Below are 18,781 nucleotides of genomic sequence, written 5' to 3'. Positions count from 1 at the left end.
GCACTCGGCAGAGCGCCTGTCCTCGCACCAGAGCAACGCCGCCGGCAAGGTCCGGCCCGGGCAACCGAACGCGAAGCTCACAAATCGCTACGAGGAAACCATCATGTTGATGCTGAAATCGAAAGAACTGCGTGAAGAGCGCGCCAAGCTCATTGCGGAAAGCCGCAAGGAGATGGACGTCAAGAAACTCACCCCTGAAGTCCGCGCCAAAGTCGAAGCGATCGATAAGGACATTGACCAGCTCGACAAGGACATCGAGCTCTACGAAAAGCAGGAGCGCCGCGATCGCGAGCTCGCCGCTGCTCCGGAGAAGGACCCCATCACGCCTCCGTCCGGTGACGGCAAGGAAGCCCGCAAGGAGCAGATCGACCAGGAAGTGCGGAAGTACACTTCGGCCTTCGAATGCTACGTCCGTTACGGCGATTCCGAACTGTCTCCGGAACAGCGCTCCACCTTGAAGAAGGGCTTCATCGAGGTCAAAGCCGATCGCGAAACCCGTGCACTCGGCCTGGCCAGCGCGGCCGGCGGCTACACCGTTCCGCAGGGATTCCAGGCGGAACTGGAGCGTGCCCAGTTGGCATTCGGCGGAGTTCTCCAGATTGCCCGCCAGTTGAATACCACGAGCGGCAACCCCATCCCCTGGCCCACCACGGATGACACGGGGAACACCGGCGAAGATGAAACCATCAACGTCGCGCAGAACGAGCAGGATGTGGCGTTCGGTGCGGCGCAGCTCAATGCGTACAAGATCGGTTCCGGAGTCGTGCTGGTTCCGACTGAGTTGCTGGAAGACACCGGCATTGCGCTGGAGCCGGAACTGGGTGACATGCTCGGCGAACGTCTCGGTCGCCGCCGCAATGCCAAGTACACCACTGGCAGCGGCGTCTCCACGTTCCAGGGCTGTGCCGTTGCCGCCACAGTGGCTCTCACCACGGCGTCGCCGACGGCCATCGCCGCCGACGAGATCATCGATTTCGAGCACACCGTGGATCCTGCCTACCGCGAGAACCCCAAGTGCGCCTTCATGCTCAACGATGACACCGTGCGCCTCATCCGCAAGTTGAAGGACAACAACGGCCGCTACCTGCTCGACTACTCCACCATCCCCGGAGCCTTCACCACGCTGCACGGCAAGCGCGTGGTCATCAACCAGCAGATGGCCAAGGTGGCCGCCGGCAACGTCAGCATGCTGTTCGGCGACTTCAACAAGTTCATCGTGCGCAACGTCCGCAACGTCGTGGTGCGCCGCCTGAACGAGCTGTATGCCACCGCCGACCAGGTTGCCTTCCTGGCCTGGTACCGCGGTGACTCGCGCCTGGTCTCGGCCAGCACCAAGGCCCTTACCGCCATGCAGCAGCACGCGTAACCTTGCGCCTGCCGCGTCCTCTCTCCTTGCTGTTTGGACCTCCTGAAGGGAGCCGGTTGCTTCCGGCTCCCTGTTTTTGGAGCACATCATGAAAGTGAAACTTCTTACCAGCCTCTCCGGCACGGAAGACAACCATCCTTACGGCGCTATCGTCGACATGGAGGATGCAACGGCCGTGCGCTTCATCGAGCGCGGAATGGCCGTTCCCTCTGGCGACGTGCAGGCCGAGAAGGCCATTGCCACGATGGCAGGCCTTGAAACCCGAGACGCGGATCCGCAGGCTGTTCCTTCCGCGCCCGCCGTGGAGGAAATGACCAAGGCCCAGCTCGCAGCTCATGCCCTGGAAGTACATCAGCTTCAGCTCGATCCCAACAAGATGAAGCGCGACGCAATGATTGCAGTCATCCAGGAGCAGGCCGCAGCCGCTCCGGAGTCGAAGTAGGCCATGCCGCGCAAACTCATTGTGGCGCCCGCGAGTGAGCCGCTGGATGCCCCCGATGCGTTCTCCTATCTTCGCGTCGATGATCTTGCGACCATGACCCGCGACACCTCGCTGGTGCAGACGCTGATCCAGGCTGGCCGCGAACACGTTGAACAATGGACCGGCCGGGCGCTCATGCCGCAGACCTGGGAGGTCTATTTCGATGACTTCATCGAGCGCGACCGCCGCTACAAAACAGGTCTGAACATCAACGGGACCAATGTTCCGGTCCCATACTCGGCGCAGAGCAGGTTCGCGCAGTTGTGGCCGCGCCAGTCTTTCCTTGAGCTGATGCCATCGCCGGTCACCGAGGTGGCGTCGGTTGCCTACGTCGACCCCGCGGGTGCCAGCCAGACGCTGGATCCTTCCGTCTACCTGGCGGACCTGGCCAGTGAGCCGGCGCGCATCTACATCGCCCCGGGCAAGACCTGGCCGGCGTATCGCATGCAGCGCAACGCCGTCACCGTCACCTGCCGGTGCGGCTATGCCGATGCAAAGTCCGTCCCGGCCAATCTCAAGTTGGCCATCCTGATGTTCGTGGCGAATTTCTATGAGAACCGCGAACCCGTGTCTCTGTTGAGCGGGGCCACGCCGTATGAAATGCCGCTCGGCATTGCCCGGGTGCTTGCCCCGTATCTCACGGACTGGGTATAGCCATGCAGCCGGTGCAGGCAGGGAAACTTCGTCATCGCGTCGCGATCTATGACATTCCGTCGCAGCCGGACGCGGCGGGTGAATACGCTTCCGCTCTCAATCTGGATGCGCTCCAGCCACGGGGAACTTTCTGGGCGTCCGTTGAGCCGTTGAACGGCCGCGAGGTGCTGAATGCGGGCTTCACCATGGCGGAATCCATCCTCAAGATCACCATGCGCTATCCGGGATTCGACGTCACCCCGCGCATGTGGTTCAAGTACAAGAACCGTCTCTTTGACGTCGTCAACCCCAGCAATGTCGAGGAGCGCAATCGTCAGCTCGTCATCATGGTCAAGGAGCGTCAATAGTGGCCGCGCATGAAGTGGAATCCTGGGAAGTACAGGGCTTGAAGGAACTCGACCGCCGCCTGCAAGAGCTTCCCGAGAAGGTTGCGGCCAAGGTGCTGAAGCAGGCCACCGTCGCCGGGGCCGAGGTCATCCTCAAGGAGGCCCAGTTCCTTTGCCCGATCGGCAGCGGGCGTCACAGCGGCGAATACAAGCATGATCCCGCGGCGCTCTTGCGCTCGTTGCGCATCAAGTCCCGCATGGATGCCCGCCTTGGAACGGCCTACGCGCGCGTCGTCGCCGGCGATGCCGATGCCTACTACGCCCACATGGTTGAGTTCGGCACCCTGCCCCACCTGATTGAGGCCGGCAGCGGGTCCATCAACCATGCCGCCAAGCGGCGCGGCCTGGAGATCCGGCCCGGCATGTACGTCGAAAAGGTCCACCACCCGGGTGCCAGGGAAAACCCGTTCCTGCGTACCGCCTCCGACAACAAGATGCTGGAGGCCTCGGAGACCGTTGCGCAGGTCCTCGGTGATCTCTTGCTGGAGTTCGCCTGATGCTGATCGAGCTTGAGCTGCGCCAGTTCCTGCTTGCGGCGCCCGGCGTCAAGGCCCTCACCAAGGTCATGATGCCGTACCCACTGGACCTGCAGAACGCCCGTCCGGACGCTCTGACCTACAAGTGGATCAGCGCTCCGCCGGAGTACTGCCTCACCGGTCCGGTGAACTATCACCACCCGCGCCTGCAGGTCCGCGCGCATTCCTACACCATGGCCGGCGCCGTTGCGCTCAGCCGCGCCGTCAAGAATGCGATCGACGGCTTCAAGGGGACCTTCATCGCTGGCGGCCATCAGGTTCAATTCGTTGAAATCGCGGACGACCTTCGTACCGGCTTTGAGCCGGAAACCCGGTGCCAGACGTGCGACACCGACTACATCATCCACTTTCAGGAGCAGGAGTAAGCCATGTCTGAAAACGCAACTTCCGGTTACGGTGCCATTCTGTCGCTCGGCAATGACGCCACGCCTACCGTCTACACTGCCGTCGCCGGCATCACCAACGTCACGCCTCCGGGCATGAAGCTCGATACCGATGACAGCACCGAGCTGGCCGCGCCTGGCGCACGCAAGCAGTTCATCGTCGGCCTCATCGACCCGGGCGAAGCCCAGATCGAGGGCAACTTCCTCGGCATCAGCGCCTCCACGGGATACGCCGCGCTCGCCGCCGCCGTGGCCGCGCGCAAGCTGATCCCGGTAAAGATCGCCTCGGACGCCACGGACACCCCGGCCTGGAGCTTTACCTACAGCGGCCTCGTCACTGAGCTGCAGGTCGGCAAGATCGAACCGGGCAAGAAGATCACCTTCACCGCCAAGATCAAGGCCAGCGGCGTCGTCACGGAGGCCTAGGGAGAATGCAGCGCAATCAGAACGGCATTCCCTGTGTTCCCATCGCCCTCGACCGGGAGCGGACCGTCTGCTTTCCGCTCCCGGCCATCTTCGCCATCGAGGATGCAACCGGCGTCTCGCTCATCGCCTCCTCGCCCGAGGAAGTCGAAAAGCTATTTGCCCCGGAGACCAAGCGGCAGCAGTTTGAGAACGCCGCCATCATCCTCTGGGCGGGCCTGCAGCATGAGGATCCGGAACTCACGCGCGAGCGTGTGCTGGCCATGTTGCATCCTGGCAACATCAGCCAGGTGATTGAGGCCATCCAGTCCGCTCTGGCCGCGTTGAATGCCGGGGAGGGCGAGCATAATTCCGACCCTACGGAGGCGGCGGCCGGCAACGGGCCGGAGGCCGCTACCGACTGACCGGATGCGCTCTCTCCTGGTGGGCGTGGGCGCGCAGTGAGTTCGCGATGGGTGAGCGCGAGTTCTTCGCCCTCACCTTCCCGCGCCTCTACGCGCTCTATCAGGAGTTCCTCGCACGCGAGCGGCGCCGCGCCTATGGCCCGGCCTCGGTGGCCTACATCACCGCCGAGGTCAACCGTGATCCGGAGAGCCGTTCCCGGCCCTTTGAGGTAACGGACTTCATGCCGGCCTGGCTCGTCGCGGCCCGGAAGCCGCCCGCGCCGGAGGAGGCCGCGGAGAACATCCATGTGGCCATGAGTATGTGGGCAGCCAGCCACAACGCCTCGCTGCCTCCGGAAGAGGCTCTTTCAACTCACCAAAGTCACCTGCAGGAGTGATGCAGCGGATGCACAAAGTACCGCAAAACAGTTAATCTGTTTCCGCGCAAAGGGGGACTCTCCAAGGTGACTTCAAAATCTTTCATGTTCGTGTTGCCGGGCCTACTGCTCGCGTCGCTTCTCGCCACGGCACAGGAACCGAAACGTCCCGTCGTGTTGATTACGGGGCATGACCAGATCGTGGTCAGCAGTGACTCGACGGGAGCTGTGGTTGGGAATCGCACGGTCGCCGTTGCTCAAGGAACGAGCAAGGAGACTGTTAACAAACACAGCGAGGTGCCGGAGGTATCACGGCGTTTTCTGAAGGACTGCTCCACGGTCAAAGTGACATTGGACCCCACGGCATCCTACGATTACGCAGTGCTGGTTGATATGCAGCACTTCCGCGCGTTTATCACCGGGGCGGACGTATACCAACTGATGGTGACGAACAAGAAGAACGAACCCATCTTCGTTCACGAAAAGGGAACTCTCCGGAGCCAGATCAAGCCAGCGTGTAAAGCGATCACGGATGACTTTGCCGGGAGTCATTAGCATGAGTGCACGGAACTGCCCAACCTGCTCCAATGTCGTCGATAGCGACGCGGCAGTATGCCCGAAGTGCGGTCGCAAGAATCCCGGCAAGAGTGAAATGCCGGCCGTTGTGGCGGCCGTCATCGCGATAGTGTTCTTTTCTCTCTACCTGATGGCATCACTGGAAAAAAATTCGCCGAAGCCGGGAAATGCGTCCCCCTCGCAGGCCTCAGCCCCGGATCCAGTCCAGGCAAAAGGACCGCTCGATCGTGTCTCGTATGCCAAGCAATTAGAAGGCGCGTGGTTGAGCCGCGGTATGGATGCACATATCACGGCCGAAGGCGAAGATCGCGACACTCTCCGCCTGTCGTGGGCAGGAATGAGTCGCCCGGTTGTTTACAACTCAATGAAATCGGAAGGTACGATCCTTCAGATTCCGGCGCTCGGATTCAAGAAGATGGTCTTCACGGACGATGGCAGCTTCAGCGGTACCACCGTGACGACTTGGCGTTATTACTGGAATGGGCAGGAATGGCTGGCTGGGAATCCTCCAGCATCTTCTTCGAAGGCCCAGTCAAAAGCGGTAGTTCACAAATAGCAATAGCTGATCTCTATCGCTAAACGGCGCCTGCTGGCGCCGTTTCTGTTTGCCCCAAAATATGGCCAAAAAGACAATCGCAGAACTCGTCATCGATCTCCAGACGAACATGACGAGCTTCCAGCGCGACCTCAACACCGCGCGCAAGGAAGTTCGTGAGTTCGGCGAATCGATGACCGCCACCTTTTCAAAGTTGAAGTCTCTGGCCGTCGTTGCCGGCGAGGCATTTGCCGTCACCCAGACCTTCGAGTTTCTCCACAAGATCACCGAGGGCATGGAGGAGGTTGGCAAGGCGGCGCAGAAGGCGGGCGTCAGCATTGAGTCGATGGGCAAGCTGCGCTTTGCCGCCTACATGTCGGATGTGGATACTGACACGCTCCAGATGGGCCTCACCAAGCTCTCCAAGGCCATGCTGGGCATCGAGCAGTCGCCGAAAATGACCGCCGCCCACACGGCGCTTCAGCAGCTCGGCATTGACACCCAGAATGTGAAGAGCGCCGATGAAGTCCTGCTTCGCATCGCCGATTCCTTCTCGCACATGGAGGACGGTGCGCGCAAGACCGGCCTGGCCATGGAGATATTTGGCAAGTCCGGCGCGGCTATGATCCCGCTCCTCAATCAGGGGAGTGAAGAGATCGAGCGGCTCACGGACCAGGCGCAGAAAATGGGATTGGTGCTGAACGAGCAGGGTGTAAGGCGCGCCGAAGAGTTCGAGGATTCCCTCAAGCTGCTCAAGATGCAGATGAAGGGCATGGGGTTGGAGATTGCTCAAACCGTTCTGCCGCTGCTGAATGATCTCGCGCAGTCCTTCGTCCATGTCGGGGAGAGCGCCTCGGAGGCGGCACGTAAAGCCGGGGGGGCAGTCGGCACCATTCGCCAGGCCCTCATCCTCGCGGAGTTCGGCCACGATCAGTGGAAGCGGGAAGGGTTTGCGAATGATATTGCCGCAGCCGAGAGTTACCTCAAGGTCCTGAGGAGTCAGGCGGCATTCAGCGGCACTCCGGAAAACCAGGCAAAGGTCACTGAGCAGGAAAAGCACATTGCAGACCTGCGAAAGCAGCAGCAGGATTGGGCATCACAGCACGGCCAGAACCTTGCACAGTTGCGTGGCGATTTCGACTTCTCCGTTCCGGTCAAGGTGAATTACCAGTTTGACGAGCAGGATGAGAAGAAGGCCCGCCAGCAGGTTCGGGAGAAAATCGCGCAACTTCAGAGCTTTGTGAATGCGCTTGGCTCGGGGAACACTCCTGCTAAGGCTGAAGCGATAAAGCAGATCGGGATCCTCAATAGCAAGCTCACGGAACAGGTGCAGGGAACCGCTGGAGCAGCAAAAGCGGCTTCCGGAAATCTCCAGGCTTACTGGACGGCTTGGGAAGAGCTGGGGAAGAGAACGAGCTCGTTGCTCGACAAGGATGAGGGCGCGATCCGCAGACGTCTTGTGGACGTTACCGCACAGCTCCAGGCAATTCAGAATTTTCAGTCAGAGCACCCAACTCCAAATGGCGCCCGCGACCTGCAGCTCAATCAGCAGGTCACTGCGCTGAAGCGCGAGCAACTCTCGCTCCAGCGCCAGATTGAGGCCAACATCGATGAGACGTTGGCCAAGCTCTCGGAAGTCTTTGACCGGTTGCACGCCGCAGGTGGGACAAGCTCGTTGGCAATGCAGCGCGGCTTTTCTGGGAATGAGCAAAAGCGAAGCGAGGCCGCCGCGAAGTTCGATGTAGCGCTCAGCCAGTTAGCTGACAAAATATCGAAAGGCATTCTCCCGAAGCTCGACGAGGAGTTCTGGAAACAGGCAAAGTCTCTACCCGATACCACCCAGCGCTATGGAATAGCGCCTGACTATGTCAGGCATGCGGCAAAGGTCAGTTCCATTGCAGGCGACCCGAAAGCTCTTGAAGAAGCCGCCGATCAGATCTTCGAGCAAACGCGTACCGCATCAGAGCGAATGTACGATGAAATGACGAAGATCAAACTGCTGCAAGATGGTCACGCCATCGACGCCCAGACCGCCGCACGCGCGGTCCTGCAGATCAAGCAGCAATATGATGCAGCTACCATCGCAGCACGCGACTTCGGTTCGGCCGCCGGCAGTGCCATTCGGGAACTCATCACCCAATCCAACAACTGGAAGCAGATACTTCTGCAGCTCGCGGCGCAGCTCGTCGAGATCGGCCTCAAGATGGCCGCGATGAAGTCCGCCTCGAGCTCGTCGACCGGGCAGGCTGGCGGTGGGGGCTTCTGGGGGACGCTGATCTCCGGCTTTGCCGGCATGCGTGCCTCTGGCGGTGACGTCAATGCCGGCAGCATGTACCTGGTGGGGGAGCGAGGACCGGAGCCGTTCATTCCCAGAACCAGCGGCACCATCCTGCCCAATGACTTTCTGCGCGGCACCGGCAGCGGGCGTGGCGGAGGGGACACCTACGTCATCGATGCGCGCGGCACCAATGCCGCAGACGTCGAGTACCGTGTCCGCGAAGCCGCCCTGCAGGCCCACAACCAGGCCGTCATCACCAGCATGGCCGCCGAGCGCGAGCGCATGGCCCGTGTGCCGTCGCGGCGCAGGTTCGGGGGATAACCATTGGCCTACGCACAGTTCAACGGGTGGAACATCATTCCGCTTCCGGCCGCGCCCAACCCACGGCAGATTGATTTCACCCAGAATGATTCCGTCGGTGTCACCCGCTCGCCGTTCAACCAGAAAGCGCAGTTCCAGGTCTGGCCCGGTGCCGATTGGTGGGAGGCGAACATCTCGCTGCCGCCGCTGACCGAGTCACAGCTTGACGACTGGTCCGCCTGGTTCGGGGCCTTGCGCGGCGTGGCCAACGTCTTCCAGCTTGGCGATCCGCTCAAGGCGTCGCCGCGTGGCGCCGTGCAGATCGCGGACCCGGCTGTGGCATCCACGCTCCTGGTGAATGGTGCGCACCTGGCCACGGTCACCACCGTGAATCTCAGGAACCTCAAGCCGGGCGTGCCGCGCATTCTGATGCCGGGTGACCACCTGCAGCTTGGCTACCGGTTGCACATTGTTGCCGGCGTCACGCCGGTCAACTCGGATTCCAGCGGGCACGCAAGCGTGGAAATCTGGCCGTGCCTCCGCGAGGATCTTGCCGATGGCGCGGCGGTCCTCACGCGCAATTGCAAGGGCCTGTTCCGCCTGGCGGGCAACGCCCGCGAGTACTCGCGCAAGGTATCGCGCATCGGCACCGTCGCCTTCAAGGTCATTGAAGCCCTCTAGCTTTTCCCGATCACACCATGCCTCGTAACAACACAGACGCTGTCAACGCTGAAGTACAGGCGCGCATCATCCGCCCGTTTCTGATGGTCGCCATGATGTTCCCCACGCCGGTCTACGTGTGGAGCGGCTTCGGAAGAATCACATGGAACGGCGTCGACTGGCTCGGCCTGGGGACGGTTGGCAAGGTCAGCACCGTGACCGAGTCCTCGTCGGTGGAGGCCCAGGGAATCACCCTCGAGGTCAGCGGCGTGGATAATGAGCTGCTCACCGACAGCCTCGAGGAAATTGGTACGCGCAGCACGGCGCAGCTCTACCTCGGGTTGCTGGATGAATCCGGCGCGGTCATCCCCGACCCTATCCCGCTCTACCGCGGTTACATGGACGAACCGAAGGTCAAGATCGGCACCGAGACTTCCACCATCGTCATTGCCGTTGAAAACCAGCTAACCCACCTCAACCGCGCGCGTGGCGGCCGCTATACAGACCAGGACCAGCGCTCGCGCTACCCCAATGACGGCGCGCTCAAGTGGGTGAGCCGTAACCAGGACATTCACCTCCTCTGGAAGTAGAACCTGTGAAAAGACTCGAAGATTGGGACATCAAGCTGCACGAGTTCCTCGAGCAGCGCGCCACCGCTCCGTTCGAGTGGGGGAAGAACGATTGCTGCCTGTTCGTGGCCGATGCGGTCCTCGCGGAAACCGGCGTCGACATGGCCGCCGAATTCCGTGGAACGTACTCGACCCGGCAGGAGGCCTTCGCGCGGATCGCCGCGGTCACCGGCGGCAGCTCGCTCACCGATGTGGTTGCGCATCAGACCGCCGCGCACAGCCTCACGGAACTCAAATCGCCTCTCTTCGCCATGCGTGGAGACATCCTGCTCTATCAGGGCGGAGACGATAGCGCCGTCGGCATCGTCCACCTAGACGGACGCCACGGCCTGTTTGTAGGCGAGACCGGTTTGCGCAAACTGCCCATCCGCCAGTGCGCGCGCGCCTGGAGGGTAGGTTAATGTCCCGCATCGCCCTCGGCCTTTCCATGGTGGCCGCGGCCATGGTCGCGCCATACGCGATCGTTGCGCTGGCCCCGTCGCTGTGGACTATGACGGCCATCAACGCAATCATCGGCATCGGGGCGATGGGAGCCTCAACCACCATCGCCGGCATCGGCGATGCGTTGCGGCAGATTCCCGGAACCTCGCTTAGCGTCAAGACCTCCGCCGGCACGCGCCAGGTCATCGTCGGCCAGTTCCGTGTTTCGGGCAGCATCATCTACGAAAGCTCGGACACGGTGAACCATGACCTGCACAAGGTCGTTGCCTGGGCCTCGCATCAATGCGAATCCATCGACGTGCTTTATGCCGACGGTCGCGAGATACACCTGCTCTCAAACGGCCAGACTGCGAGCGGCTACTACTACGACAGCGCGGGGAACAAGTACACGTTCTGCAAGGACGGCAGCGGCTCTGATCCGCGCCTCTGGGCCTATAACCACCTCGGATCCAAGAGCGGCCACTGGTTCAGCGAGCTCTACAATCGCGATTCGCACTGGACCTCGGACTGCCTGCTCAATGAGATCTGCGCAACGCACTTTGCATTTCGCTACAACGCGGATATCTTCTCCGGGGATCCGAGCGTCAAGGCCGCCATCCACGGCAAGAATGACATTTACGATCCGCGTCTCGGCGACCGGCTGCTTTCCGATGGGTCGCTCAACCCTGCCTCCCATGCCTGGACGGATAACAACGCCCTGTGGATTGCCGAGTCCATCACCAATGACCAGTGGGGCCTGGGGGATTCCTGGGACAACATCGACATTGATCAGCTCATAGCCGCGGCCAACATCTGCGATGAATCTGTGCCGCTGGCCAACGGCCTCAGCGAGAAGCGGTACAGCGTCAACGGCGTGTTCGACTATAGCGAGCCTCCGGGCGACATCCTTGACGGGTTGCTCATGTCCTGTGAGGGGCGCATCTCCTACACCGGAGGCCTCTGGAAGATCTATCCGGCCGCGTGGTATGGCACCACCCTCGAGTTCGATGCGGGCGATCTGGCCGGCGACGTCGAGTGGACGCCCAAGCGCAAGGCGCGCGAGCTGTGCAACGCCGTGCGCGCCGTCTATGTGGCTCCCGTTTACCCTTACGCGGTGGTGGGCTATGACCGCAATCACAAGGATGACAACATCTGGTCGGGCGAGTACCAGGCCACCGACGCGCCCGAGTACGCGCAGGATGCGGACCACGGCTATGCCAGCGACGTGAACCTCACTGCCGACGGACAGAAGCTCTACCAGGACCGCCGCTACCGCTTCGTCACCAGTTGCTCGCAGGCTCAGCGCCTGATGAAGATCTTCCTGCTCCGTACCCGCTACCAGGGGACGGGGAACCTGGTGATGATGCCCAGCGCGCTCCAGACGAAGGCGCAGGACGTCATTCGCGTTACGTTCCCGACGCTGCAGTGGGCCAAGAAGTACCTGGAAGTCTGGAACTGGCAGTTCGTGCCGAAGATGGACTCCAAGGAAGCTCCGTCGTTCCACTGCGCCATGTCCGTCAACGAAACCGGCCCGGACATCTACACCTGGTCAACGGCCGAGGAGCGCGGCATCGAGAACACTGACTCTCCCACGCTCTACGATGACCGGCAGGTTGTGGCCCCCACCAACCTCTCCCTGGAGTCCGGCTCCAGTACGGCGGTCATTGGTACGGACGGCGTGGTGCAGCCTCGGATCCTCGCCACCTGGGATCCGCCGGAAGATCCGTTCGTGACCACCGGCGGTTTCGTCGTCGTGCAGTTTCAGAAGGATGGGGATTCGGCCTGGCAAACGGTACGGATCGCCGACGGCGGCGACACGAGCTGCTACATTCCCGGCGTCATCTGCGGGCAGCCGTACAACGTGCGCATCTATTCGCTGCGCGCCAGCGGCGCCACCAGTGACGTGCTTGAGGTGGGGCCCCACACGGTTTCGACCACGACGAGCTCGTTCACGTCGACGGTGCTCAACGGCCAGGGCTCAATCGCTCCGAGCCAGCCAATCGTCATCAACTACGCCACCACGACCAGCTCGATCACCTTCTCCTGGGCGGCGCAGAGCGTGCTGCGCGCGGATGGCAGCGTGCTGAGCGTTCCCGCCGGAAGCAAGACCTACTCCGCGCTCACCGCCGGGGCCACGTATTACACCTACTGGTACATCAGCGTTGCGGACGGAACCGTGCAGCCCACCAATGGCGATCCGCCGCCAACAACGCCCAGCGCGGTCTACGCCACGCAAACGGCCATGGACGGTCGCATCCCGGTCGGCCTGATCAAGGTCACAACCCCCAGCTCGAGCGGCGGAACTGGCGGCGGTACCGGCGGCGGCGGTGATGTGTGCCCGGAGTCGGCCGAGCTGGTGGACGTGCAGGGCCGCGGCCAGGTCGCTGCCGGCGACGTGCGGTCTGGCGACCTGATCAAGGGCCGCTGCTTTGAGACCGGGCAGGACGTCTACCGCCGTGTGCTGCAAACGTCCAGCCAGCGCTGCGGTGCGTGGCGCATGGTTGACGGCCATCGCGTCTCGCCGTGCGAAGCCATCTATCACGAGGGAGCTTGGAAGCCGGCATTCAAGGCCTCCGGGGCCACAGTGGACACCATGCAGGGTTCCAAGGTCCTCATCACCGTTGAGGCTGATGCGTATGGAGAGCAGAACTACTGGCTCGCCGCCGGGGATACCTTGCTCATTCACAACAACGTCGCAATTTCGGTCTGCTGATATGACAACCCGCTGGTTCTTTTCCGAGTGCTACACCGATTCGCAACTGAACATGATGGTGCCAGTCTGCGCCGCCTATGGCTCGCGCTGGATGTGCCCGCTTTTCCCTGGCGCCGAGAACGGCTCGGCGCTCGTCCTGATGGCCTGTGATCCATTCCAGATCGAGGCCGCGCGCCAGGACTCTCGCGTGTCTGTGATGCCGTTGACGATCGACGTCTCAACAGCCGTGGCGGATGCGGTGATCAGCGCTTACGCCGCGTTGGGCGCTTCCGCCGGCATGAGCATGCCGGCACTGCTCGCCAAGCTCGCAGAGACTGAACCCACTTACCTGCAAGGCCTTTAGTTCCTGATCCGGAGATCCCGATGAAAAGTATCCGCCTCACCGCAGCCCTGGTGGCTGCGTTCCTCTGTGTCTGTGCTCTGTCTGCTGCCGCGCAGACGTACACGCCGATCGCCGCGAGCAGCCTCGTCGACCCGGCCGGAAACCTCCTGGCGAACGCCCAGGTCTGCGCCACGCCGGTCTCGGCCAAAATGCCTGGCACGCCCATCCCGTTCAACGCCAACGGCGCTGCTCTCGCTGTCCCCGGCCGCACTGCCTGCTGGGCGGTCACGAATGGCGTGCTGTCCGGAACGAACCTGCAGCTCGCGGACTCGAACAACACGAAGCCGCAGTACGTGGCCTACATGTTCAGCGTCACGGACCTGGTGAGCGGAGACCAGTTCACGATCGGCCCCACTCAGGTTTCGTGCTCCATCACCCCGACGCCGTCCAATTGCACGAGCGGCACCTGGTACCTCGATAAGTATCAGCCGAACCTCGCCGCACTTGCCCTGGTTCAAACCGGCCCGCAGGGACCTTCAGGCACGGTATCCGTCGGAGACACCACCACCGGCGATGCCGAAACGAACGCTGCCGTTACCAACAGCGGGACGACCACCGCCGCGATCTTGAATTTCACGATCCCCAAGGGATCCAAGGGCGACACGGGGGCAACTGGCCCCCAAGGGCCAACCGGCGCAACCGGCCCGACTGGAGCGCCTGGCGCCGGCAATATCCCGAGCTTGACGGGAGACTCCGCCAGCGTCACGGTCCAGGGCATTGCCAATCTGAACGGACAAGCGTTTGGCTCCAAGCCGTTTGGCAGCACGGCCCACGGCGATTCAATCACCGCTGGAATCGGGGCGACTGCATCGTGGTCGGGGTTCCCGGCCACAGTGCTTGGATACTCGTTCCGGTTGGCACATATGATCGGCGGTTCGTACAACAATCTGTCCCAGTCCGGCGACCAGGCCGCCGACACCTCTGCCAAGATCGCGGCGATTGAGTATCCGCAGTTGAACAGCCCAGTCTCGACCGTCATGATCGGCACGAATGATGCCGGTGTCTATCAGGGCACCACCAACAAGCAGAACATCGTGAGCCGGGCACTCGCCTTCATCGTTCCGTATCTTGCGATACCGGAAGCCAACAAAGTGCGGGCTCAATCCTGCACTCTGAGCGGCTCGTGGACCTCGGATAGCGCGTATGGCCAGGGGACCGGGACATACTCCACCACGAACGGAAACACCGCGACCTGCACGATCTCCGCGCCAAAAGCGAGCGACACGCTCTACGCGTGCTATCTCATCAAGGACGCGAGCAACACCAGCACCTTTACGCTGTCGCTGGATGGAGTGCTTCAGACGGACCCGTTCAACGCCACCACCACCTGGTATGGCAATGGTGACGGCGGTGCACTGATCGCCACGCAAAACGGAGTCACCGCCGCTCCGGTATGTGCCCGCTTTACCGGGCAGGCCACCGGTTCGCACACGTTCGTCTGGACGGTGACCGGCACCACTGCAAGCACCTCGGCGGTGGAACCGCTGATGGTGATGGCGGCTCCGGTCGCGTCGGCGGCGAATCCTAACGTCGTCGTCATCGGGTTCCCCTATGCAAATTCATCGACGGCCAACTATACGTACAACTCCGTGTATTACGGGCTGGAGAGCACGGCCGCGAGCAACGCGATTGCCGATGGGCTCAACGTCACATGGGCGAACACGCAAACGGCGCTCGCCTCAAACGTTGCCGTCACTCTGCCGATTGCGTCTTCCGCCACAACCGTCACGCCGGGGGGAACGTCGGGTTGGGTCTCAAACAGCGGTGTCAGTTATTACCGGACGGGGAAGCTGTTGACGCTGGTTGCGTCGGCACCCTCTCAGGGGCAGTACGCAGTGAGCAATGGGACCTATACGCTGAACGCAGCGGATCTGAACATCCCGCTGGTCTATTCGTTTGTGGCAAACTGCGGTGCCGGGACCTCCAACGCTGTCTATGCGGCGAATTGCCTAACCGACACGTTGCATCCCAACAATCTTGGACACGCGGTGATCGCGGCGAACACTCTGGCGTCCATCAGCTCGATCGGTATTGCGATTCCGGGGGCGGTGCAGGATCCAGAGAACGGTCCCAACTCCGGCTACTATCTTCCGGGCCAGCCCATCACTCCGCACGATTTCTGGAGTCCAAACGGATACCGCGCGCGCAGCATGAGCAACGCCTTTAACCCGGGCATCGCATGGATGAAGTGGTACAACAACATCTGGGCGACCTTCTGGGATAACACCTGGGGTGTCGTAAACCTTCAACAGGGGTGGGTTGGGTTCTCATGGTGTAACGCGTCGGTGACGGCCACGCCGAAGGACATGACCGGCGTCTCCTGCCAGGGAAAGTATCAAAGCGGACTCTTCTATTTCGGCATGCCGAACACAAACTCCGCGATGATCAACGTCTCGACCAGCATCCTTAACTTGGGCTACAACTGGGCGGCTGGCGCGACCTCCGGCATTGGCACCATCAACGTGTACGCGCCAAACTCGTTTTTCCTGCCCACCGGTACAGCCACATCCTATGCAACACAGATCGGCTCGCCGAAGATTTCGTGGAGGTCTTACATTTGGACGGGCTCGGCACAGAGCACCGACCAGTACGACCTGCAGACCGTCACAAACGCCTCCAACGCAAACACCGTTTGGAAGTTGTCGCACGGCGGCACCGGGACCGGCGCGGTTGATATGTCGAGCGGCATCGCGCAATTTATCGCGCCCCCATCGGTCCGGAGCGGGTTGGCGTCGAACACGGACTTCACCGGTCGCATTACGCTGTCCGGGGGAAGCGCAACTTATACGCTGACAGGCACCTATGCGAGTGCTCCGAACTGTTTTACGGCGGATGTGACCACACCCGCGAATGCGAGCAGCGTGTTGGAAACCACAACCACGCTGACCTTCACCGGCACCGGTACCGACGTGCTGAAGTACTCCTGCACGGGCCGGAACTAGCAAGGCGGCGCCGCGGCGGCAGCAATCCCCTCTTCCACTCAATTCATTCCGTTCAAGGCGCTCTTCGGAGCGCCCTTTCCATTAAGGCCCACAATGACCACCCAGCCTCTCAGCGTCAACGTCCCCCTCCGCAAGTTCATCGTCATGGTTGTGCGCGAAGAAGTCGCGCCATTGCGTGCAGACATGGCCGTGGTCAGCAAGGACGTCAAAGGCATCACTGCACGTCTCGACCAGGTGCTCCATCCGGAATCGTCGTCCGCTGCAGCCGCGCCCGGCGAGGTCGACCAGAACACGGAGTTTCGGTTGAAGGCGAAGGGCGCATTCGTCGCGTGCGGAGCGTTCGGCGGCCTGATTTCCATCGCACTCGAAGTGGCCAAGCTGCTGCACCACTAGCGGAGGACCCCATGCGACTGACAGAACACTTTTCTCTGGAGGAGCTCGTCCACAGCCAGACGGCGGAGGAGCTTCATCTCGATAACACTGCTCCGCCCGAGGTGGTTGAGCACCTGCAGGTGCTTGCCATCGCGCTCGAGCGTGTGCGCACGCTGTTGGGAGTCCCCATCACGGTTAACTCCGGCTATCGCTCGGAGGCCCTGAACCGCGCGGTTCGCGGCGTGCCGCATTCGGCGCATAACCTAGGCTGGGCTGCCGACTGGGTGGCGCCGGAGTTTGGGCCACCGATCAAGATCGTGCGCTTCCTGCAGACGAGCGGACTCAAATTCGATCAGCTCATCCAGGAGGGAACCTGGGTGCATCTCTCTGTGGACCCGCAGATGCGGCAGGAGGTCCTTACGGCCCACTTCAGTCCCGCCGGCAAGAAGACCAGTTATACCTTCGGAGCATGACGTGAATACCCTGCTAAAAGCGCTTGGTGCCATTCTGCTGTTTTTGTCCATTGCGGGCCTTGTGCTCGTGCTGATTGCCGGCTACCAGACTAAGCGCTGGATGGAGCGGCAAGCTCCCTACTTTGAGAGCACCAATTGCAATCTGTCGATTGCCAGTGGCCATCTCGCGGCCAAGGTGGAGCAGTTTGACGTTGACCAGGTCAATGGCACACTCCGCAACGCGCAGTCGCTCACCGGCCACGCAGATGCCGTGCTTGCCGAGGTGGACGCCTCGCGCCCGCGGATCCGCAAGGGCATGTATTACCTGTGGCGCCACGCGGACCGCACGCTTGGCCACCTTGACCAGGCGTCGGACGATTACCGCGCTCACCAGCGCGACATTGCTGAGAGCACCGTGGCGTCGCTCACGTCGACCGACCGCGTCGTGCAACACCTCGACGAGCTCGTCAGCGACCCGCAGTGGCGTGAACTCGCCGCGCACGCCAACAGTTTTACCGCCCATGCCGACGACACGGCCGCGCACGTCGACCATGTTGCCGCCCATTACGACCAACAACTGACAGCGCCAAAGCGCTGGTGGAAGAGCTTGCTCGGCACGCTGCAGGCGACCGGCAACTTCGTCCTTCGGCATCTCTAAGGAGCAACCATGCTGGAAAAATTGAACGCATCCACCAACCTCATCTCGGCCGTGCTGATCATCGTCGGAGCCGGACTTTGCCTGAAGAATACCAGTGCCGGAATGGCCATGATTAGCGGCGGTTTCGGCGTATTCGGCGGCGGCAAGCTTGAAGCGTCGCGGAGCAAAACCACCAGCTCCGCTTCCGATACCACTCCCGTCGCGTAATCATCCCAACCCAACCATCAGGAGAACCACCATGAAACTGAGCAAAATCAGTGCGCTCGTGCTGTGCCTGGCGCTCGCGCTCTTTGCCGTCGCCGCATTCGGCCAGGACGCCACAAACTCGGCAACGAGCACCAGCTCGACGGCCACCGCAACTTCCTCTGACACCGGGATCTCGTTTTCCGCCAGCTCCGAGGCCATCGCGCTGTATTTTAACGGCGAGTGGACCACCGGCACCCACATCTCCGAATCGCTCGACGTGCTGGACTTCGGGGCCTCGAAAGGGAATCACCTCTACATCGAGGGGCACGAGCTCGTGGCCACCGATACCGCCGGATTCAATCTCTACGCCGCCGGCGCGAAGGTGAAGCCGGATATTTCCGGGTTGATGAAGAAGACGAACATTCCGAGCGATTCGCTTTCCGTCAGCTTCAGCGCGGCCATCGGCAACGCGACCTTGTCGGCCGGCGGCAGCAATTTCGGAGTGATTGCGGGCGCGGAGATCGAGTACAAGCTGACCTCGGCGCTTGCCTGGAAATCGCTGCACGCCAGCTATGTGCAGATCGGGAGTAGGCGAGGGTGTGAACTCACCTCCGGCCTCAGTTACGTTTTCGGCAAAAAGAACTGACACAGGGCGGCCTTCGGGCCGCTCTTTTGTTTTGGGAGGAGAG

The 18,781-nt window shown here is 61.8% G+C and carries 23 protein-coding genes; all 23 read left to right on the top strand.

Translation table 11 applies throughout. The annotated features are described in order from the left end of the window. Window positions 1–103 precede the first annotated feature (103 nt). A complete protein-coding gene (locus tag AC6IZO_RS10235; protein ID WP_497804698.1) occupies window positions 104–1,366 on the top strand; it encodes a phage major capsid protein in 1,263 nt (420 codons plus the stop codon). 88 nt (window positions 1,367–1,454) lie between these two features. Further along, window positions 1,455–1,808 (top strand): hypothetical protein, encoded by a 354-nt coding sequence (locus AC6IZO_RS10230; protein WP_497804697.1) that lies wholly within the window; start codon window positions 1,455–1,457, stop codon window positions 1,806–1,808. 3 nt (window positions 1,809–1,811) lie between these two features. Further along, window positions 1,812–2,501 (top strand): head-tail connector protein, encoded by a 690-nt coding sequence (locus AC6IZO_RS10225; RefSeq protein ID WP_497804696.1) that lies wholly within the window; start codon window positions 1,812–1,814, stop codon window positions 2,499–2,501. A 2-nt stretch (window positions 2,502–2,503) separates the two neighbouring features. Further along, entirely contained in the window at window positions 2,504–2,848 is a 345-nt protein-coding gene (locus AC6IZO_RS10220) for a phage head closure protein (RefSeq protein WP_497804695.1), read from the top strand. After that, window positions 2,848–3,384, top strand: a complete 537-nt coding sequence (locus AC6IZO_RS10215; protein WP_497804694.1) for an HK97-gp10 family putative phage morphogenesis protein — start codon at window positions 2,848–2,850, stop codon at window positions 3,382–3,384. Before AC6IZO_RS10220 ends, AC6IZO_RS10215 begins: the two co-directional genes overlap by 1 nt. Next, entirely contained in the window at window positions 3,384–3,788 is a 405-nt protein-coding gene (locus AC6IZO_RS10210) for a hypothetical protein (RefSeq protein ID WP_497804693.1), read from the top strand. Before AC6IZO_RS10215 ends, AC6IZO_RS10210 begins: the two co-directional genes overlap by 1 nt. 3 nt (window positions 3,789–3,791) lie before the next feature. Continuing rightward, window positions 3,792–4,232, top strand: coding sequence for a phage tail protein (locus AC6IZO_RS10205; protein WP_497804692.1), 441 nt, complete (start codon window positions 3,792–3,794; stop codon window positions 4,230–4,232). Between the two features lie 5 nt (window positions 4,233–4,237). Further along, entirely contained in the window at window positions 4,238–4,633 is a 396-nt protein-coding gene (locus AC6IZO_RS10200; protein WP_497804691.1) for a hypothetical protein, read from the top strand. Window positions 4,634–4,680: 47 nt separating this feature from the next. After that, window positions 4,681–5,010 (top strand): hypothetical protein, encoded by a 330-nt coding sequence (locus tag AC6IZO_RS10195; RefSeq protein WP_497804690.1) that lies wholly within the window; start codon window positions 4,681–4,683, stop codon window positions 5,008–5,010. An 84-nt stretch (window positions 5,011–5,094) separates the two neighbouring features. Further along, complete coding sequence (locus AC6IZO_RS10190) at window positions 5,095–5,544, top strand: hypothetical protein (protein ID WP_497804689.1); 450 nt, start codon at window positions 5,095–5,097, stop codon at window positions 5,542–5,544. A 1-nt stretch (window position 5,545) separates the two neighbouring features. After that, window positions 5,546–6,121 carry a zinc ribbon domain-containing protein gene (locus AC6IZO_RS10185; RefSeq protein WP_497804688.1) on the top strand — a complete coding sequence of 192 codons (576 nt, stop codon included), beginning with the start codon at window positions 5,546–5,548 and terminating at the stop codon, window positions 6,119–6,121. Window positions 6,122–6,182: 61 nt separating this feature from the next. Further along, the gene (locus AC6IZO_RS10180; protein WP_497804687.1) at window positions 6,183–8,699 is read left to right on the top strand and encodes a hypothetical protein; all 2,517 of its coding nucleotides are present in this window, start codon (window positions 6,183–6,185) and stop codon (window positions 8,697–8,699) included. Between the two features lie 3 nt (window positions 8,700–8,702). Continuing rightward, window positions 8,703–9,359 (top strand): hypothetical protein, encoded by a 657-nt coding sequence (locus tag AC6IZO_RS10175; RefSeq protein WP_497804686.1) that lies wholly within the window; start codon window positions 8,703–8,705, stop codon window positions 9,357–9,359. Window positions 9,360–9,376: 17 nt separating this feature from the next. After that, the gene (locus tag AC6IZO_RS10170) at window positions 9,377–9,928 is read left to right on the top strand and encodes a hypothetical protein (RefSeq protein WP_497804685.1); all 552 of its coding nucleotides are present in this window, start codon (window positions 9,377–9,379) and stop codon (window positions 9,926–9,928) included. A gap of 5 nt (window positions 9,929–9,933) precedes the next feature. Next, window positions 9,934–10,368 (top strand): DUF6950 family protein, encoded by a 435-nt coding sequence (locus AC6IZO_RS10165; protein ID WP_497804684.1) that lies wholly within the window; start codon window positions 9,934–9,936, stop codon window positions 10,366–10,368. Beyond that, a complete protein-coding gene (locus tag AC6IZO_RS10160) occupies window positions 10,368–13,100 on the top strand; it encodes a phage tail protein (RefSeq protein ID WP_497804683.1) in 2,733 nt (910 codons plus the stop codon). The genes AC6IZO_RS10165 and AC6IZO_RS10160 overlap by 1 nt, the downstream gene beginning before the upstream one ends. A 1-nt stretch (window position 13,101) precedes the next feature. Next, window positions 13,102–13,443: a hypothetical protein gene (locus tag AC6IZO_RS10155; protein WP_497804682.1), complete on the top strand. Its 342-nt coding sequence runs from the start codon at window positions 13,102–13,104 to the stop codon at window positions 13,441–13,443. Window positions 13,444–13,463: 20 nt separating this feature from the next. Beyond that, entirely contained in the window at window positions 13,464–16,424 is a 2,961-nt protein-coding gene (locus AC6IZO_RS10150; RefSeq protein WP_497804681.1) for an autotransporter outer membrane beta-barrel domain-containing protein, read from the top strand. A gap of 93 nt (window positions 16,425–16,517) precedes the next feature. Further along, window positions 16,518–16,817 (top strand): hypothetical protein, encoded by a 300-nt coding sequence (locus AC6IZO_RS10145; protein WP_497804680.1) that lies wholly within the window; start codon window positions 16,518–16,520, stop codon window positions 16,815–16,817. Between the two features lie 11 nt (window positions 16,818–16,828). Further along, on the top strand, window positions 16,829–17,269 hold the full coding sequence (locus AC6IZO_RS10140) for a D-Ala-D-Ala carboxypeptidase family metallohydrolase (protein ID WP_497804679.1): 441 nt from the start codon (window positions 16,829–16,831) through the stop codon (window positions 17,267–17,269). A 1-nt stretch (window position 17,270) separates the two neighbouring features. Further along, window positions 17,271–17,906, top strand: coding sequence for a hypothetical protein (locus AC6IZO_RS10135; RefSeq protein WP_497804678.1), 636 nt, complete (start codon window positions 17,271–17,273; stop codon window positions 17,904–17,906). A gap of 9 nt (window positions 17,907–17,915) precedes the next feature. Continuing rightward, on the top strand, window positions 17,916–18,113 hold the full coding sequence (locus AC6IZO_RS10130; protein ID WP_497804677.1) for a hypothetical protein: 198 nt from the start codon (window positions 17,916–17,918) through the stop codon (window positions 18,111–18,113). Between the two features lie 31 nt (window positions 18,114–18,144). Next, the gene (locus AC6IZO_RS10125) at window positions 18,145–18,738 is read left to right on the top strand and encodes a hypothetical protein (protein ID WP_497804676.1); all 594 of its coding nucleotides are present in this window, start codon (window positions 18,145–18,147) and stop codon (window positions 18,736–18,738) included. The last annotated feature ends 43 nt before the right edge of the window (window positions 18,739–18,781 follow it).

This window comes from Oryzophilus luti (assembly GCF_059726245.1).
This window is presented reverse-complemented; position numbering and strand designations above follow the sequence as displayed.

Bases quoted from the DNA above. Each gene is read 5' to 3' on its own strand.
- AC6IZO_RS10235 (WP_497804698.1), top strand. From the start codon at position 104: ATGTTGATGCTGAAATCGAAAGAACTGCGTGAAGAGCGCGCCAAGCTC.
- AC6IZO_RS10230 (WP_497804697.1), top strand. From the start codon at position 1,455: ATGAAAGTGAAACTTCTTACCAGCCTCTCCGGCACGGAAGACAACCAT.
- AC6IZO_RS10225 (WP_497804696.1), top strand. From the start codon at position 1,812: ATGCCGCGCAAACTCATTGTGGCGCCCGCGAGTGAGCCGCTGGATGCC.
- AC6IZO_RS10220 (WP_497804695.1), top strand. From the start codon at position 2,504: ATGCAGCCGGTGCAGGCAGGGAAACTTCGTCATCGCGTCGCGATCTAT.
- AC6IZO_RS10210 (WP_497804693.1), top strand. From the start codon at position 3,384: ATGCTGATCGAGCTTGAGCTGCGCCAGTTCCTGCTTGCGGCGCCCGGC.
- AC6IZO_RS10205 (WP_497804692.1), top strand. From the start codon at position 3,792: ATGTCTGAAAACGCAACTTCCGGTTACGGTGCCATTCTGTCGCTCGGC.
- AC6IZO_RS10200 (WP_497804691.1), top strand. From the start codon at position 4,238: ATGCAGCGCAATCAGAACGGCATTCCCTGTGTTCCCATCGCCCTCGAC.
- AC6IZO_RS10195 (WP_497804690.1), top strand. From the start codon at position 4,681: ATGGGTGAGCGCGAGTTCTTCGCCCTCACCTTCCCGCGCCTCTACGCG.
- AC6IZO_RS10190 (WP_497804689.1), top strand. From the start codon at position 5,095: ATGTTCGTGTTGCCGGGCCTACTGCTCGCGTCGCTTCTCGCCACGGCA.
- AC6IZO_RS10185 (WP_497804688.1), top strand. From the start codon at position 5,546: ATGAGTGCACGGAACTGCCCAACCTGCTCCAATGTCGTCGATAGCGAC.
- AC6IZO_RS10180 (WP_497804687.1), top strand. From the start codon at position 6,183: ATGGCCAAAAAGACAATCGCAGAACTCGTCATCGATCTCCAGACGAAC.
- AC6IZO_RS10170 (WP_497804685.1), top strand. From the start codon at position 9,377: ATGCCTCGTAACAACACAGACGCTGTCAACGCTGAAGTACAGGCGCGC.
- AC6IZO_RS10160 (WP_497804683.1), top strand. From the start codon at position 10,368: ATGTCCCGCATCGCCCTCGGCCTTTCCATGGTGGCCGCGGCCATGGTC.
- AC6IZO_RS10155 (WP_497804682.1), top strand. From the start codon at position 13,102: ATGACAACCCGCTGGTTCTTTTCCGAGTGCTACACCGATTCGCAACTG.
- AC6IZO_RS10150 (WP_497804681.1), top strand. From the start codon at position 13,464: ATGAAAAGTATCCGCCTCACCGCAGCCCTGGTGGCTGCGTTCCTCTGT.
- AC6IZO_RS10145 (WP_497804680.1), top strand. From the start codon at position 16,518: ATGACCACCCAGCCTCTCAGCGTCAACGTCCCCCTCCGCAAGTTCATC.
- AC6IZO_RS10140 (WP_497804679.1), top strand. From the start codon at position 16,829: ATGCGACTGACAGAACACTTTTCTCTGGAGGAGCTCGTCCACAGCCAG.
- AC6IZO_RS10130 (WP_497804677.1), top strand. From the start codon at position 17,916: ATGCTGGAAAAATTGAACGCATCCACCAACCTCATCTCGGCCGTGCTG.
- AC6IZO_RS10125 (WP_497804676.1), top strand. From the start codon at position 18,145: ATGAAACTGAGCAAAATCAGTGCGCTCGTGCTGTGCCTGGCGCTCGCG.